At 67.6% G+C, this 15,552-nt stretch carries 14 protein-coding genes and 2 pseudogenes; 5 read left to right on the top strand and 11 right to left on the bottom strand.

All coding sequences use genetic code 11. The features are described 5' to 3' along the window. Positions 1-48: 48 nt before the first annotated feature. On the top strand, positions 49-1,104 hold the full coding sequence (locus ACFYQQ_RS21580) for a ferredoxin reductase (RefSeq protein WP_355785187.1): 1,056 nt from the start codon (positions 49-51) through the stop codon (positions 1,102-1,104). 7 nt (positions 1,105-1,111) lie between these two features. Next, the gene (locus tag ACFYQQ_RS21575; RefSeq protein ID WP_355785190.1) at positions 1,112-2,230 is read left to right on the top strand and encodes an acyl-CoA desaturase; all 1,119 of its coding nucleotides are present in this window, start codon (positions 1,112-1,114) and stop codon (positions 2,228-2,230) included. 326 nt (positions 2,231-2,556) lie between these two features. On the opposite strand, the gene ACFYQQ_RS21570 is transcribed toward ACFYQQ_RS21575, so the two are convergent. Both ACFYQQ_RS21570 and ACFYQQ_RS21565 read right to left on the bottom strand, forming a co-directional pair. After that, a complete protein-coding gene (locus ACFYQQ_RS21570; RefSeq protein WP_356242456.1) occupies positions 2,557-3,138 on the bottom strand; it encodes a hypothetical protein in 582 nt (193 codons plus the stop codon). A 309-nt stretch (positions 3,139-3,447) separates the two neighbouring features. Next, entirely contained in the window at positions 3,448-5,829 is a 2,382-nt protein-coding gene (locus tag ACFYQQ_RS21565) for a SpoIIE family protein phosphatase (protein WP_356242459.1), read from the bottom strand. Between the two features lie 511 nt (positions 5,830-6,340). On the opposite strand from ACFYQQ_RS21565, the pseudogene ACFYQQ_RS21560 reads away from it, so the two are divergent. Continuing rightward, positions 6,341-6,590: pseudogene (locus tag ACFYQQ_RS21560) on the top strand (IS5/IS1182 family transposase); the annotation flags it as partial. Here ACFYQQ_RS21560 and ACFYQQ_RS21555 read toward each other — a convergent pair. The 3 genes and pseudogenes from ACFYQQ_RS21555 to ACFYQQ_RS21545 form a co-directional block, all read right to left on the bottom strand. Beyond that, positions 6,590-6,880, bottom strand: a pseudogene (locus ACFYQQ_RS21555) (VOC family protein); the annotation flags it as partial. The pseudogenes ACFYQQ_RS21560 and ACFYQQ_RS21555 overlap by 1 nt on opposite strands. A gap of 324 nt (positions 6,881-7,204) precedes the next feature. Further along, positions 7,205-7,336, bottom strand: a complete 132-nt coding sequence (locus tag ACFYQQ_RS21550) for a hypothetical protein (RefSeq protein WP_356242461.1) — start codon at positions 7,334-7,336, stop codon at positions 7,205-7,207. A 356-nt stretch (positions 7,337-7,692) separates the two neighbouring features. After that, a complete protein-coding gene (locus ACFYQQ_RS21545; protein ID WP_355794187.1) occupies positions 7,693-8,241 on the bottom strand; it encodes a TetR/AcrR family transcriptional regulator in 549 nt (182 codons plus the stop codon). Between the two features lie 102 nt (positions 8,242-8,343). Between ACFYQQ_RS21545 and ACFYQQ_RS21540 the strand changes: the two genes are divergently transcribed. Further along, positions 8,344-8,856: a carboxymuconolactone decarboxylase family protein gene (locus tag ACFYQQ_RS21540; RefSeq protein ID WP_355794188.1), complete on the top strand. Its 513-nt coding sequence runs from the start codon at positions 8,344-8,346 to the stop codon at positions 8,854-8,856. Beyond that, positions 8,853-9,053, top strand: a complete 201-nt coding sequence (locus ACFYQQ_RS21535; RefSeq protein ID WP_355794189.1) for a hypothetical protein — start codon at positions 8,853-8,855, stop codon at positions 9,051-9,053. Before ACFYQQ_RS21540 ends, ACFYQQ_RS21535 begins: the two co-directional genes overlap by 4 nt. Before the next feature lie 510 nt (positions 9,054-9,563). On the opposite strand, the gene ACFYQQ_RS21530 is transcribed toward ACFYQQ_RS21535, so the two are convergent. From ACFYQQ_RS21530 to ACFYQQ_RS21505, 6 genes are all read right to left on the bottom strand, one after another. Then, positions 9,564-10,454, bottom strand: coding sequence for an RNA polymerase sigma-70 factor (locus ACFYQQ_RS21530; RefSeq protein WP_356242464.1), 891 nt, complete (start codon positions 10,452-10,454; stop codon positions 9,564-9,566). Then, positions 10,451-11,548 carry an FAD-dependent oxidoreductase gene (locus tag ACFYQQ_RS21525; RefSeq protein WP_355791941.1) on the bottom strand — a complete coding sequence of 366 codons (1,098 nt, stop codon included), beginning with the start codon at positions 11,546-11,548 and terminating at the stop codon, positions 10,451-10,453. The genes ACFYQQ_RS21530 and ACFYQQ_RS21525 overlap by 4 nt, the downstream gene beginning before the upstream one ends. Before the next feature lie 411 nt (positions 11,549-11,959). Next, positions 11,960-12,193 carry a hypothetical protein gene (locus ACFYQQ_RS21520; protein ID WP_355791938.1) on the bottom strand — a complete coding sequence of 78 codons (234 nt, stop codon included), beginning with the start codon at positions 12,191-12,193 and terminating at the stop codon, positions 11,960-11,962. 195 nt (positions 12,194-12,388) lie between these two features. After that, the gene (locus tag ACFYQQ_RS21515; RefSeq protein WP_355791935.1) at positions 12,389-12,820 is read right to left on the bottom strand and encodes a DUF3995 domain-containing protein; all 432 of its coding nucleotides are present in this window, start codon (positions 12,818-12,820) and stop codon (positions 12,389-12,391) included. 283 nt (positions 12,821-13,103) lie between these two features. Next, positions 13,104-13,583, bottom strand: a complete 480-nt coding sequence (locus tag ACFYQQ_RS21510; protein WP_356242468.1) for a GntR family transcriptional regulator — start codon at positions 13,581-13,583, stop codon at positions 13,104-13,106. Positions 13,584-14,133: 550 nt separating this feature from the next. After that, positions 14,134-15,225, bottom strand: coding sequence for a PAS domain S-box protein (locus ACFYQQ_RS21505; RefSeq protein WP_356242471.1), 1,092 nt, complete (start codon positions 15,223-15,225; stop codon positions 14,134-14,136). Positions 15,226-15,552 lie beyond the last annotated feature (327 nt).

Raw genomic sequence — 15,552 nt, 5'->3', positions numbered from 1 at the left:
CATCCTGCGGTCAGGACTCTACGCCCTGAGGCGCAGCAAGCTGGAGTCATGACGAGTACAGCCCTCCGCAGCAGGGCGTGGAAACTGCTCGAGATGGTCACGACGCCCCTGCTGCCCTCGGACTACCTCGACCTGGTCAGCCCGCTGCGCACGGGCGCTGACCTGCGTGGGCGCATCGAGGCCGTGCACCCCGAGACGAGTGACGCCGCGACCATCGTGATCAGACCGGGACGGGGCTGGCGCGGCCACACAGCAGGTCAGTACGTGCGGATCGGGGTCGACGTCGACGGGGTGCGCCTGTGGCGTGCCTACTCCCTCACCTCGCCGACAAACCGCCGGGACGGCCGCGTCACGATCACCGTCAAGGCGATCCCGGACGGCAAGGTCAGCCACCACCTGGTCCACCGGGCGAAGCCCGGCACCCTGGTCCAGCTCGACCAGCCGACCGGCGACTTCGTCCTGCCGCAGGCCAAACCCGCCAAGGTGCTCTACCTGACGGCCGGCAGCGGCATCACGCCCGTGATGGGCATGCTGCGCGACGGCGAGCTCGACGACGTCGTCATGGTCCACTGCGCGCCACAGCCGCACGACGTGATCTTCCGCGACGAGCTCCACGACCTGGTCGCGGCGAAGAGGCTGCGGCTGACCGAGGTGCACACCGACACAGACGGCATGCTCGACATCGCCCGCCTCGCCGAAATCGTGCCCGACTGGGCCGAGCGCGAGACCTGGGCCTGCGGGCCTGCGGGCCTGCTCGACGCCGCCGAGAAGCACTGGAGCGAGCACGGCGTCCCGGAGCGCCTGCACACCGAACGCTTCCGCCCCAGCATCGTCGTCGCCGGTGACGGCGGCGAGGTCACGTTCAGCGCCACCGGCAAGAGCGTCGACGCGGACGGCGTCACGCCGTTGCTGGACGTCGGAGAGCAGGCCGGTGTGCTCATGCCCTCCGGGTGCCGCATGGGCATCTGCTTCGGCTGCGTCTCGCCGCTCAAGGCGGGCGCCGTCCGCGACCTGCGCACCGGCGAGATCACCGAGGCCGAGCCGGGCGTCCTCATCCAGACCTGCGTGTCCGCCGCGGCGGGCCCCTGCGACATCGAACGGTAGGAACAGTTTGACCGCCATCGACCCCACCGCCCACCTGACCGCAGAGCAGATCGAGGAGCTCGGCCGCGAGCTGGACGCGATCCGCGACGAGGTGATCGCCAGCCGTGGTGAGAAGGACGCCGCCTACATCCGTAAGGTGATCGCCGCGCAGCGCACGCTCGAGCTGGCCAGCAGGGGCGTGCTGCTGTTCTCGATGTTCCCGCCCGCGTGGCTGATCGGCACCGCCGGGCTGTCCGTGGCGAAGATCATGGACAACATGGAGATCGGCCACAACATCCTGCACGGCCAGTGGGACTGGATGCGGGATCCGAAGATTCACTCCACCACCTGGGAGTGGGATCACGTCTCGCCGGCCGATCAGTGGAAGCACTCGCACAACGAGCTGCACCACACGTACACCAACGTGATCGGCAAGGACAACGACCTCGGCTACGGCATCATGCGCGTCGACGAGGACCAGAAGTGGCACCCGTTCCACCTGGGCCAGCCCCTTTGGAACTTCCTCAACGCCTGCTTCTTCGAGTACGGCATCGCAGCGTACGACCTGGAGCTCGGCAAGAATCTGCACAAGCGCCGCCGCAAGAACCCGGAGTTCCGCGCACGGGCCAGGGCCGTGGGCCGCAAGATCCGCAAGCAGGTGCTCAAGGACTACGTGATCCACCCGCTGCTGTCGGGACCGTCGTTCCTCCCCACGCTCGCCGCCACCTTCACCGCGAACCTGGTCCGCAACATCTGGTCCCACTCGGTGATCATGTGCGGGCACTTCCCCGAGGGCGTGCAGGTCTTCGAGCGCCGGTCGATCAAGGGCGAGACGCGCGGCCAGTGGTACCTGCGCCAGATGATGGGCTCGGCGAACATCAGCGGCAGCAAGGCCATGCACTTCATGACCGGCAACCTGTCGCACCAGATCGAGCACCACCTGTTCCCGGATCTGCCGAGCAACCGGTACGCCGAGGTCGCGGTGAAGGTGCGCGCGCTGTTCGAGAAGTACGAGCTGGAGTACGTCACCGGGCCGCTGCCCAAGCAAGTGTTCTCCGCCTGGCACAAGGTCTTCCGGCTCTCGCTGCCGAACAGCAAGCCCGAGGTCAGGACGCCGGATCGCGAGCAGAACCTCGTCGCGGCCTGATCCCACGAGGGTGCAGATCTTTGTGGCCGTGCCGGCCGCACCGCCGGGGTCGGGAGATCCGCTGCGGATGGCGGGCGACCGACGGCAGACCATACGGCTACGACCCGGGATCGGGTCCGCTCAGTGTCCGGCTGCGCCGCTGGACGTGCGCCGGGAGCTCAGCACCGAGCCCCGGCGCAGGGTTGCCGTGCGCTGACTGCCGCGGTCGAGCCGCGAGTCGGCCGCGTACGCGCACTCGCCTTGCCGACGGACGGGCGGGGCGGAAGGCACGGGGTGTCGCGTGCGAAGCGTTGATCGGCGCCCCGTACCCGGCGCGAGCAGATCGTTCAGGAATGCTGCGGGATGAAGGGAACGGCAGCGGAGCGTGCCCGCTCCCACATGCCGGGCAGCTGCTCCTCAGGACGCTGCTGCTCACCGTGCAGGGCGTTGAGCACCACCAGGCATCCGGTCAGGGCCGGAACCGCCCACTGCGCCACAGCCAGCTGCCGCTGGGCGCTGTCGAGGTCGATCGGATGCCGTTCGGCCTGCTCGGCGTCCTGCGGGTCGGAAGAGGAGGCCAGCTCGACCTTCTTGCCCAGGACCCGGGCGTAGGCGGTCGCGGCCAGAGCCGCAACGGTGACGAGCGTCTTGGCCGTGGTGGCGGCCCCGACGCCCTTCTGGGCGGCGACCCGGTGAGCGTTCGCGGCAAGCAGTCCGCCGCCGCCGAACAGGTGCACGCCGATGGCGGCGGCATTGACGGGCGTCCACTTCGCCCACCCCGACGAGGCGATCCGCGCCCTGCCCCGGGCCGTCTCACCTTGATCCTTCGCTGCCCCGTTGAGACCGACGGCCCCCATGAGGGAGCCACCGAACCAGGCCGCCAGACCCACATCGTGCAGGCTGCGGATGACGGTATTGCGATCGGACATGACACTGCTCCTCGGGACTGGGGACACGTGCCGACGGGAGCGTCGCGCACCACTCCACCCTCACTGGAGCCCGGGATCGCCGCCATCACGACTGACCCAGACGGATGCAAGTCCCCGTAGGGCCGGCCGGTGTGGATGAGGTCACGGTCCGTCGAGGTGGTGCTGGGGGGCGTTCTCATCGGCCTGGTGCAGGTCGAAGCGGATACCGCGAAAACGCCACCGGAGTCAGTGCCGTATCTCGGGCAGGAGGTCACCCCGGTGACTCTTCGTGGAGCTGTGGCGAAAACATCCGGGACCCTCAAGCACGTCTCAACCGGGCATCTCCAGTTCGGCCCAGATGGTTTTCCCCGACAGTCCGTACCGGCTCCCCCAACGACTGCTCAGCTGGGCAACCAGGAACAGCCCCCGTCCGCCCTCGTCTCCGGTCGACGCGCGACGCAGCCGGGGCTGAGTATTACTCGGATCGACGACCTCGCACACGAGCACGGCGTGGCGGATGAGCCGTAGACCGATCGGTCCACCCGCGTATCGGACGGCATTGGTGACCAGTTCGCTGACAATCAGTTCGACGGCGAAGTCCATATCCGTGAGCCCCCACTCCGCGAGCTTGGCGAGGGCCGCGGATCGTGCGTCGGCGACCGCGGCCGGGTTCGCGGGGAACGTCCACTCAGCCACGACATCTGCACGCAGTGGTCGGACGTGTGCGAGCAACAGCGTAGCGTCGTCGGCTGCATGCAGGTCGGCGTGACCGGCAGTCAGGACACGGACGGCCTCTCCGACAGAGCATCCCGAGCGGTGCTGATCAGCGATGCGGTCGCCGAGCCGACGTACGGCGGCGTCAACATCCGCGGCTGACGGGTCGAGCAGACCGTCGGTGTAGAAGGCGAGCCAACTGTCCGCTGCGAGGCGGACGGTCGTGGTCTCGAACGGCAGCCCGCCGACACCGAGTGGCGGGCCCGGATCGACCGGCGCAGGCCGGGTGGTGCCGTCCGGCTGAGTTACAAGAGGTGGTGGATGCCCAGCGCTGGCGATCACGCACTCCTCGGTGACCGGGTCATAGAGTGCGACCAGGCACGTAGCACCGATGGTGTCTCGGTGGGCCGGGGCGGCCTCGGCGGCGATCCGGAGCACCAGGTCGTCGAGGCGGGTGAGTATTTCGTCCGGGGGCAACTCGAGGTCGGCTAGCGTCTGGACCGCGGCGCGCAGCCGCCCCATGGTCGCCGTGGCGTGAATGCCGTGCCCGACCACGTCACCGACGACCATCGCAAATCTCAGCGAGGGCAGCGGGATGGCGTCGAACCAGTCGCCGCCGATCTCGGCGCCACCGGCGGCAGGCAGGTACTTGCTCGCTGTCTGCACCGCCGCTGTGCGCGCACTCGCAGGCGGCAGCAACCGCCTTTGCAGTGCTACGGCGGCACGATGCTCGCGGGTGTACCGGCGCGCGTTGTCAACGCCGAGCGCGGCCTGTGCCGCGATCTCGGTCAGCAGATCGGCGTCCTGCTGCCTGAAGGGTTCCTCGCGACGGGTTCGCCAAGCGACGATGGCACCGAGCACCAGCCCCCGCGCGAACAGCGGCGCGGCAGCGAAGTGACGCGCGCTGTCCGGAATGATGAGGCTCGCCAGGTCTGGGGCAAATCCCTTCTCGAGTCTCGTTCTGTCGACGAAGACCGTTTGCCCCTCCTGGAGCTGTCGGACTCCAGGCAGATCAGGGAACGGAGGTACGGCCATACCCGGTTGCAGCACACCGGAAGGCCAGCGGCCGGTCGCCCTTACTGCGGCGCGTCGTAGCTGAAGATTGCCTCCTCCACGCACAAAGGGCGGCTCGTCGCCCGTCAGGACGGCTTCGGCGAGATCGACGGAGACCATGTCCGCGAAGTCAGGCACCAAAACGTCGGCGACTTCCTGGGCGATGCGTTCGGGGTCCAGTGAGTGCCCGACGGCCACGGCGGCCCGATGGCGCAACCCGAGCCTGCGGGATGCCAGCCACTGGGCCGTCGCGTCCGTCAGAAGTGCCGTGACCCCGGATGGACGTCCGCTGCGGTCTGTGGTCCGAACAGCCGACACAGACACCGACCACTCGCGTGACGGATCCGACAGGGATCGCACATGCTGCTCTTCGGCCACCTGAGGGACTCCGGTCTCCAGCACTGTACGCAGCCGCGCCTCGGCGGACGCGGCGTCCGGAGCGGCCATCACACCGGACAGTTTGCTACCTGGCGGCAACGCTGACGTGAGATTTGTCCACAAGAGCGACAGATTCACGTCTCGTACAACGACCCCGATCCTGTCCTGAGCAAGCAGAGCGCGGAGCAGCGCAGCGCCCTGCTCATACTGCTTCCCCCGGTCAGCGGGGAGAGCCAGCAGTAGGCGACTCGAAGCGCCCTGAAGCCGCAGGAGACGACACATGACGGCGACGCCCCGTCCGTGGGCGTGCCGCAGGACGGCCGGCGAGTCCGCCCGAGCGGCATCGTCAGGTGCACCATCAGTGGTGAACAGGTGCCCGAGGGGTCGCCCGCAGACCTCGTCGGCAGTCCGGTCCAGTAGCTCCGCTGCACCCTGTGACCAATGAGTGACCATGTCATGGCCATCTACCACCACCGCCACCACGTCCGCCAAGGGATCGTCGGGCCCGGCATCGACACTGCCGAAGACGTCCATGTGGGTGATCACCACCTGATCGGGGCCGTTCATTATTATGTGCTTGCCGACCGGCTCTTGGCGCGACGAGCCGCGGCGCACAGGGGCCTGCAACCGTGACACCCACCTCAGCAAGCGGCACCAGGCCGTATCCCGTCCAGCCCACCGCTGAGGGCACATGCCTGGCGCTCGCTCGGGGTCACGTGTGGCTTCATTCACGAGATGCGGTTCTGGTCCGACTTCTTTGAATGTTGCCGCTGGGTGATCATCATGCCTTTGCCAGCTTCATCGTCGTCCGACCTGGTCAGCAGTGCCCTGGGACGTTATCGGCCATTAGGAGACCACCCAGTTACACGAGGCCGTGCACGTCGAGTCCGCAGAGACGCACGCCCTTCTCGCCGGTAGCGCGGAACTCGCCCTCGCAGAACACACGCGGCACCGCGGCCAGGACCGCACGCTCGGTACGGCCCGCTCATTGACCGCCGTGGCCTAGCAGCAGGCCGGTACTGTCGCCGTCCTCGGCGTCCATCTCGGCCAGGTGTGGGTACCGACCTCCGGCTGACCATTGAGGGCTGGAAGGCCGGGCACGACGTACCGGCCGAACAGACCCGACGCCGTCGCCGTCGCCTTGGGCAAAGCCTTTCGTCCTACGGGAACCGTGCCCACCTGCGCAAACGCGGCATCAAACCCGTCGTACCGGAGAAGATGGACCAGGCCGCCGACCGGAAGATAATGGACCCCCGAGGCGGCCGCCCCGTCGGCACGGCCCCGGCCTCTGCAAGGAGAGGCACACCGTCGAGTGCCTGATCAACAAATCCGGGTCGTCGAAGTATGCGCCGCGACCACCGAACAGATCGTTTAGCCGGCCGGAGTCGGTGTGGCCAGGGTCCGCATAGTCGGTGACCCCGACCAGCCCCAGACGGGCGATCACAGCGTCGAACTGCTCGTCAGGCACGAGGAAGGCATAGCGCTGCGACTGGACTGGCTCATCCCTTTTCTCGCAATAGTCGAGCGTCACGCCGTTGCCGAGATCAACTGGCAGGAACGGCCCAAAGGGTGCGCCGACTTTCAGGCCCAAGATCGCGGCGATGAACTCGGCGGACAGGTAGCGGTCGCTCGCCTAGACAGCCGTGTGGTTCAGCTGGACGTCGACACGTGGGTACGGCTGGTTGTAGGACATCAGTGGTGTGTCTCCGGTCTCGGTGATCCGCTTGAAAGGCGCAGTACGCAGGCGCCGGGAAGCAAAGAGGCGGAGAAGGTGGCGGCCCCCTGGCCCGCCACGGGCTCAAGCCGAGGCCGGGAAACTTACTCGTGCATGGCCCAAGGCCGACCCGGTAGTCACGCGACCGACCTTAATGACCATCGGAGGCGCGGGCAACACCGTTCCTCGGCCGTGCTCCAGCCGCAGATCGACCGCTCTCTCTGGTGATCACGACTCGACACGCGCCCTGAGCACGCTGCCTGGCGGCAGCGACTGCTCGTCGAACGCGACCTCGAACTGCAGGCCTGGCGCGATGAACTCGAAGATCACCGCGCCCAGCTGGTGGCCTACACAGCGCACTGCCGTCCAGGCGGCGGGAATCCCTGCCGCCGGCAACATCCTGTCGTCGTCGTAGTTCGACGACGAGCTCTTTCAACCCACTTTGGAGTCCTGACGGCTCCCCGGCGTAGGAGGCACCCGCCGCGCCCCTAACAGCGGGGACGTCAGTGTCGGCGGAACAGCGCGCCGGCCACGGCTGGGCATACGCCCTCTGCTGCCCGCCGCATTCTCCATGACCCTGGCCCCGCCGTTGCCTGGACCGCAGACTCCCGCACCCGGGCTCCCTCGTCCCGGACTCAGCCCCTGGTGACATACAAGGAGCCAGACTTTCAGCGGTGCATGCTTATTCGGCTCAAGCTGCGTTCAGCGCTCCCGGATCAGGCGACATCGCCCAGCATGGCTGCCGCGACGGCGCGGGCTTCCGCGGCGGGAACGGTCGTACGCTCCCGCAGAGCGGTGACAATGGCCCCGTCCATCAGCAGGACGAGTCGTCGCGCGAGCGGCTCCGCATCCTCATGGCCGTCTTCGGCGAGCAGACCCGCTACGTACGCGGTCACGTGCTCCTTGTGGTCTGCGGCGACCCGGTATGCGGGACTGCCGGTGTCGGCGGTCTCGACCATGGTGTTGATGAACGCGCATCCACGGAAGTCGGAGCCCGCGAAGCGCTCCGCCAGAGCGCCGAATACATCCAGAGGTTTTCCACCGAGAGCGGCCACTCGCTCGGTCAGCCAGGTTCGCCAGGCTTGATCGCGTCGTTGGAGTACGGCTACGACCAGTTCGTCCTTGCCCGCGAAGTGCCGATAGAAGGAAGCACGGCCGACACCGGACTCGGCCAGGATCCGTTCAACGCCAACGGCCCGAATGCCCTCGGCGTAGAAGAGGTCTTCGGCGGCGTTGAGGAGGCGCTCGCGTGCGTGGGTTGCCATGAATCGAGCGTAACCCGATCTTGACGCATATGGAACCAGTCGGTACCGTCTCACGAGAAGACGGAACCGATCAGTACCATCTGGAGGGGTCCTGTGTCCCGTATGCCCCAGCTCACCGAGGACCCGACAGGGCTTCTCGAACAGACCCGCCGCCAGCTTGGCCGCCTCCCCAATCTTTACGGGGCTCTGGCCAACGGACCGGCCGCGCTGGCCGGCTACCTGGCCATGCGTGATCACCTCAGCCGCGGCGTCCTCAGTGCCCGGCTCCGCGAGCAACTCGCACTGCTGGTCGCGCAGGAAAACAAGTGCACCTACTGCGTCAGCGCACACACCTTGCGTGGCCGGAAGATGGGCCTGACCGACGCCCAGCTCATCCGCACCCGTGAAGCCGCTGACGACACCGACTCGCACGCCGACGCGGCGCTGAGGCTCGCTCTCGAGATCATGCGCACGGGCGGCCGAGTCGAGGACGAGGTGCTGGCCGGCGCCCGCCGAGAAGGGGTGAACGACGCCGAGATCGCCGAAATCGTCGCCCACATAGCACTGAACACGCTATCCAACTACTTCAACCACCTTGCCCAGCCCGACCTGGACTTCCCGGAGGTATCCGCGTGAACAGCAACTGGCGCACAGGGTCGATCAAGCTCATGCCCGGCTACACGCTCATCGACGGTGCCGAGCAAGCTGTCGAACAGGCTGAGGGCGTCAAGTTCATGATCGAAGGCGGCTTCGTCAACGTCCAACTCCCGGGCGCCCCCCACACGCAGCTCGTTTCCGCCCCAGCCGTACGACTGATCACCTGCACAACCTGACTCGAGCAAGCCATCAGCCCGCGACAGTCCGATGAGTCGGCTACCGCACAGATGGTTAATACATCCCCGTCGGCGGCGCATGAGTCAGATGCAGGCGCCGCCGACAGCGTGTCGTCTCAGCAGCCCACTGATCACTGAGCAGGATTTAGGAACCCGAGCCCGCCGCAAGCCCAAGCCCAAGCCCAAGCCCAAGCGAGCGTGTCACAGAAATCCTGGTAACGGTTCTCGGCCGCCCACTTCGGGTTCCGCGGGCAGTTGCGTCGTCACAGATACCGGTTCGACGCCGACCACCCGGGTCGTGGACTCCGTCCACGACCCGGGTGGTCGGACTTTGGGGGGCGAAGATTCCGAGTACCGGCTGCGGCCGCCGGCGGACTTGCAACTGATGCGGCCTACACTCGAGACGAGCAAATTGACACGTCCGAGGCGTTGTCCCGCCCCGCGACCACTCCGGCCAACTGCATCGCACCACAGGGGCAGGTGACGGCATTTTACGAGGGCTGCGAACGATCAACTCGTCACGGCGGCTAGCTTCTCCGGATTGCGGACGCAGTAGAGAGCTGTCACGACACGCCCTTGCACCTCGACCGACATTACCTGATCGAGGGCACCGTCGATGAACACCGCGACGGAGTGCATCCCGTTGTAGGCACCGATACGGATGTCAACGTCGCCCATGCGAGCGCCCTTGGCCAGCAGGCCGAGGAGCATCCTGGCCACCTTGTCCGGCCCGACCACGGGGCGACGCGCCGCGTTGACCACCCCCCCGCCGTCGGTCAGGAACACCACGTCTGGTGCGAGCAGGTCCATCAGGCCTTGAACATCGCCGGTGGCAGCAGCCGTGAGAAATTGTTCGGCGATGGGCTGCGCCTGCGCAGGAGTGGCAATCGCCGTGTGCCGCCTGGCACGTACGCTGTTGCGGGCACGCTGGTTCAGCTGCCGTACCGCAGCTTCGGACTTCCCCACTGCCACAGCGATCTCCTGATAGTCGAAAGCGAACACTTCACGCAGCACGAACACAGCACGCTGGGCTGGGGTAAGGGTCTCGAGCACCAGGAGCATCGCCGTGGTGACAGCCTCACCGGTGAGTACGTGGTCGATGCCACTGGGCCTGTCTGCGATTACATCAGTCGCCAACGGCTCGGGCAGCCAAGGCCCTACATACAGCTCCCGGCGGCGGAGGGCCGATCGCAATGTGCCAAGCGCCTGCCGGGTGACCACCTGAGCAAGATAGGCCCGCACGTTCTCGACGGAGGCATGGTTTACCGAGCGCCATCGCAAGTAGCTGTCCTGGACGATGTCTTCAGCGTCCGTCACCGAGCCGGTGATTTCATAGGCGATCGAGAACAGCAGGGCTCTGTGAGCGGTGAACTCATCCGCCGTGTCCGGCTGTCGGGTCACTTCGGGGCTCGCAGCCAGGCATAAGTGGCGGTGCGGGCCCCGAACTTCGCGTAACGGCAGACACGCTCTTTGCCCACGGCTGCGGTACGCCCGCCTATGAAAAGCCGCAGCGCGGTGTCGTCCCTACGGCTGGCCTGCATCAATCCATCGCGTCGGCCCAGACTCAGGACCTGCCCGGCATACCCCATGGAGTACGGGATGGGATCACGGCCTTCGACCATGTGCGCCAGGGTATCGGCTGCGTGCACGCCTTGCGGCAGGGCTGTGGCACAAGCCGCCCGGGCCCCGCGCACCGCTGCGCAGTCACCGGCGACGAAGATGCGCGGGTCGGTCACACTGCGCAGATATTCGTCGACCGTCGCACGGCCCTCGGCATCCACCTGCAATCCACTGTGGCCCGCCAGGCCGGGCACGCTCCCGATCACGGCCCACAACGTGAGATCGGAGGCGATCTGCCGGTTCGACTGGAGACATACCGTATCGGCTCCTCCACGCTCGGTGCCGCCGTCGATGTGCACGACGGAGTCTTCGATGATCTCGACGCCCAAGCGGTACAGGCCAGTGTGCACCCGCTCTTGCGCTCCCTTCGACAGGCTCGCGGCGATCGTTCGCCCCACGAGCGTCACTTGGAGGTCAGGGCGCCCGAACGCTATCTCGGCTGCCGTCTCGATGCCCGTCAGCCCGCCACCGATGACGGTGACCATTCCTGCGCGGGGCAGCTCAGCCAGGGCGTCCCGAGCCCGTACCGCACCCTCCCAGGTCCCCACCGGTAGGGTGCCTGCCAGTGGGGTGACCGTGCTGCCCACCGTCAAGAACAGATAGTCGAAGTCGAGCCTCGATCCGCCACCGAACGTGACCTCTCCGTCGCCGATCTTGTCAACGGTGTCCAATCGAGTCGTGATGCGTCGGCGCAACATCGACGTCAGCGGCGTCGCCGCGGTGCCGGTCCCGGCAATCTGCTCGTGCAGGCGCACTCGCTCCACGAAGTCCGGACGCGGGTTGATCACCGTGATCTCGGCTGTTTTCGCTTTCCTTGCCAGTCGATTTGCGGCAACTGTTCCCGCGTAGCCCGCGCCCACCACTACGACCCTCATGTGTGCCTCCTGTTTTCGGAATAGCTCGGACATGGGATGCAACTCGCATCCCGCCCGTGACGGCCCAGCCGCGTGATCTGCGTCACCGAAAGACGAGCGGCGGGTGGCTGAGGACGGGTAGTGTGCGGGAGGCCCGCAACTCTCGCTGCTCCGCCAGACCCCAGGGCGCAAGGGAACCCAGGCCGGCCGGCCCAGCATTGGAGGCCGTGAAGAAGGGGAGCCGTCAGCCGGATCCGGAGGACTACGGACTTCACCACCCGTGGCCACTGTCGTCCAGCCGTGGCGTGGAGGCTGGGGCCCTCGCCGTGCCGGCTCCTCGTTCATTGTCGAGTCTGGTCACCGCGTCTGTGCTGGGGGCAGGGCGGGCTCAGCCCTCGCGCAGAGTACGGGCGGATCCGGTCGCGCCGATCTTCAGAAACAGGCCGACTGGGAAACGTCTCCGGGCGCTGGAACGGACCGATCGTGCAGCAAGCGGAGTGCGTCGCGTGACGAGGTGTTTGGCCAGGTCGCGTGCGTGATCAGCGCCTGGTCCGGATTGTCGGCGGCACGCAGGGTGTCATAAGTCAGTTCCAGATCGTCGACCGGCGATGCTGCAAAGCCTTCAGGCCCGACCTCATGGCCTGCACCGGATGTTCGGCCCACCATCGGCGAAAGTCCTCGCTGCTCATTGCCGGCTCCCCACCTGATCGGCCAAGGGCGGGCCACCTTACGGCCCCACAGTCGTCGTCACATCTGGCAGGCTTGGGCCACTGGCCGCTGGCCGTTCCATGAAGGGGCGGTGAGCGGCGGGGGTGACACGACACAGGGCGCACCCCTCTCCACCCGTGAGCTGCTTTCTGGTCAGGAGTTGCGTCGGGCGGCGGTCATCGCCGTAGCGGCCGCAAGCGCAAGGCACAGGGGCGAGTAGGCGAGCCGGTCCAAGCGACGGAAGCGAGCCGAGGTCGATCCGGGGGAGATCAGATCGGTATGCCCCGAGAGCCCTGCCATGCCTCGCACACCGAGCACGCCCGCCACGCCTGCGGCGCCGAGCCGGGACAGAGCCGGGCTGCGCTTGGGCCGTCCCGCGACAACGAGCGCCGCGGCCCCCAACACGCACGCCACCGCGTAGCACGCTGTCGGGCCCGGCGGATTCGGGCGGCCGACCACGGCGTCCGAGAAGGTCTCCCGGTCGGGCAGCGGCCAGGACGAACCCAGCCCCCAAGCGATATGGATACCGGAAAGCGCCGTCAGCGCTGTGACAGAGAAGCGATTCGCAACGCGTTCGATCTTCATGTGGTCGACGCTATCGCCAACGGCCGGACGCCACTACACCTGCCGTGAACGCATCGCGGCCTCGTCGTCGCGCAGTCCTGAATTAGCCAGCGTCACGCACGCAACCTTTGGGGTCGACAGCTCGGTGATCACTAGCCGGGCTGTCGCCTTCGCATCGCCAGAGGTAGCCGTTCGTCCGGGGGTCCTTCACCCGATGTCGTTCGAGAGGAAGGCCGCCGGGTCAGTGGCCAGGCGGAGCATGGGCGACGCAACCCGCCAGTCGACCGGCGTTGTTGGACATGTCCTAGCTACTTGGCCGTCGAGTGGTCATGACAAGGCCGCGGAAGGGGACGTAGGTGAGCAGACCGTCGCGCTTGAGCGGTTGCAGGGCGCTGGATACGACCGAGGCGGAGACTCCGAACTCCGCTGCGAGCGTCGTGACGCGCGGCACTCGCTCCTGCAACGCATAAACGCCCTTCGCCAGTCGAGCGCGCATGATGCGCTCAATGTGTCGGGTCTGCGGCACCCCGTCGGGCGCGTCCCAGCTCCGGCCCTCGACCTTCGGTCGAGTACCGACCTTACGACGGCTTTCAACGACGCCCTCCTGCCGGAGCAGTCCGACCGCCGCGGCAACGACATGCGCCGGCGCTCGGTGCCGGTACGCGAGCGTTTCCTGCGTAAGGATGCGACCCGGCGCCCACCGGCCTTCCTCGATCTCGGCGCGCAACGCCTCGGCGATCTGGCGTACCCCCTGCCGCCCGGACGGAATCGGGTTTTCGGTCACGCTTTCACCGTATGCGCGGCCCCACGGCGACGCACCGCATGGGGCTTTTCGTTCACAGAAAGGCTTCGACCGCCCACGAAGCGAGCGGAGCAACTGATGGCGAGTACGCCGTCCCGGGCCTGGCGGATGCGCCCGCACGGCTTGTGTGAGGAAGACACGAGTCCCTCCTGATCGATGAAGCTTGCCTCCAGCAGGCTGCATGAAACTTCAACCAATTGGCAACGGCTGCAAGGTGTCAGCATTTTGACGGCCAGTCAGACGCGTGATCATGACCTCTGTCGTTGCCGCGACCGAACCCGACCTCCGTGACTGTCTCGGCCCGGGTCTCCACGACCACGGCCCAGCGCTGGCGGCCCGTGCGGAACACGTGCCGCCGGTCGTCCTCCCCTGGCGGGGCGATATCGCCGCAGTCGCCGAGGGGCGCGCGGAGCGACGCCGGCGGGTGTGCCCGAGCCGGAATCCGCCTTCAGAGGCAGGTACACCTATTGGAATCCGGTGTGCGTCGCGAGCGCCCCCGCACGGCGCCTGCCGGTCCGGCAGGCGGTGAAGGTCAGGCGGGGCTGAGTGGGTGGGGTGCCGTGGCGGAGCGTGGGGGCCATGCCTGGGGGGCGAGGATGCCCAGGACGTAGGCGCGGGCCACGAGGGCGGGGCGGGTGGCGGCACCCAGGAGTTGCCGCAGGCGGCTGAGGTGGTAGTCGAGCGTCTGCCGGGACAGTCGCAGCGAAGTGGCGATGTCGCTGTTGCTGCTGCCCTGGGCCAGGAGGGACAGGATGCGGATCTGCGCGGCGGTGAGCGGGGGGTGAGCCTCGTGGGCGAGGCTCTGACGGGTGACCACGGCCCAGACGTGGCGGGCCCGGCCGGCGGAATGGCCGATTGTCGTCAGGTGGACCTCCGCACGGCGTTGCAGTCCTCGGGAGTCGATAAGCAGGGTGGTTGTCTCCAGGCGCCGGGTACGACGGGCTATCAGGCTGTTCCACCGGCGGTGCAGTACGTCCAAATCGGGGGCGGGCCCCGGGGCGAGCAGGGTCTGGGCGCGGCGGCCGAGCAGGTCGGGCAGGCTGAGCTGCAGGAGTTCCGCGGCTGCCGCGCTTGCCTCGATCACGCGTCCGTTTGCCGACAGCAGGGCGCAGGGCAGTCCGCTGTGGTCGCGCAGGGCGCTGAGGCTCTCCTCGGCCTCCTGGCGCTGGGCAGTGGCGCGCAGGTGGTCGGTGATGTCCACGTAGATCCCTGCGATGCAGGTGCGGGCGTGTTCCCGCACAGGGAAGCGGTGGCCGAACGCCCGGCCCGTGCTGCCGTCCGGGCGCCGGTAGCGCAGGGTGTGGCGTACCGGCATGCCCCGGGTGAGGATCTGCTGGTCGAGGGCGCGGAAGCGGTCGGCCTCGGCAGGAGTGTCGAAGTCTTCGATGTATTTGCCGACCAGTTGCCGGGGGACGGTGCCGTAGAGGTGCGCGTAGGCGTAATTGGCCCACAGGTAGCGTCCGTGGCGGTCCCTGATGAAGGCGGCAGCCGGAGCGAGGTCCACGAGGTCCGCGAAGGCGGTGTAGCCGCGGGGAACCGCGGCGGGGGTGCCGGGTTCTGCCGCGTGAGTGCGGGCGCGGTGCTCGGCATGGTGCTGGATGACGTCGGGAGTACGGCTGTCCACCTGAGTCTGTTGTCGGCCGCCGTCGGGCTGGCGCCTGGGAGTTGGGGGTTCTGGGCGCGTCCGGGCCGGGGGGCGCTGTGCGGTGTCCGGGCCACTGAAGGCGTCGTATCTCCGTTCCCCTGGCTGTTGCGCCTCGTCTGCTTCCCTCCGGACCACGGGGAGGTGCGCGAGCAGTGTCCTGGGGCTGGGATCGTCCACAGCGGTCTCCGTCCGTATACGACTGGCTGACGCGCAGTCACCTGACGTTGGATATCCCGCCCCGCCCGGCACAACCTCGGTTCCCGGCCGAAGTGCCGAAAGTGGACGGTGGGCCGAGGGGCTGCTCCA

The organism is Streptomyces sp. NPDC005496, from assembly GCF_042872045.1.
GTDB lineage: Bacteria > Actinomycetota > Actinomycetes > Streptomycetales > Streptomycetaceae > Streptomyces.
Note: the sequence above shows the minus strand (reverse complement) of the source record. Positions and strands in the feature narration are given on the sequence as shown.

What these genes read in the sequence shown, in the direction of transcription:
- ACFYQQ_RS21580 (WP_355785187.1), top strand. Translation starts at nt 49, where the DNA reads ATGACGAGTACAGCCCTCCGCAGCAGGGCGTGGAAACTGCTCGAGATG.
- ACFYQQ_RS21525 (WP_355791941.1), bottom strand. Translation starts at nt 11,548, where the DNA reads ATGAGGGTCGTAGTGGTGGGCGCGGGCTACGCGGGAACAGTTGCCGCA.
- ACFYQQ_RS21520 (WP_355791938.1), bottom strand. Translation starts at nt 12,193, where the DNA reads ATGGTGGGCCGAACATCCGGTGCAGGCCATGAGGTCGGGCCTGAAGGC.
- ACFYQQ_RS21515 (WP_355791935.1), bottom strand. Translation starts at nt 12,820, where the DNA reads ATGAAGATCGAACGCGTTGCGAATCGCTTCTCTGTCACAGCGCTGACG.
- ACFYQQ_RS21545 (WP_355794187.1), bottom strand. Translation starts at nt 8,241, where the DNA reads ATGGCAACCCACGCACGCGAGCGCCTCCTCAACGCCGCCGAAGACCTC.
- ACFYQQ_RS21570 (WP_356242456.1), bottom strand. Translation starts at nt 3,138, where the DNA reads ATGTCCGATCGCAATACCGTCATCCGCAGCCTGCACGATGTGGGTCTG.
- ACFYQQ_RS21565 (WP_356242459.1), bottom strand. Translation starts at nt 5,829, where the DNA reads ATGAACGGCCCCGATCAGGTGGTGATCACCCACATGGACGTCTTCGGC.
- ACFYQQ_RS21540 (WP_355794188.1), top strand. Translation starts at nt 8,344, where the DNA reads ATGCCCCAGCTCACCGAGGACCCGACAGGGCTTCTCGAACAGACCCGC.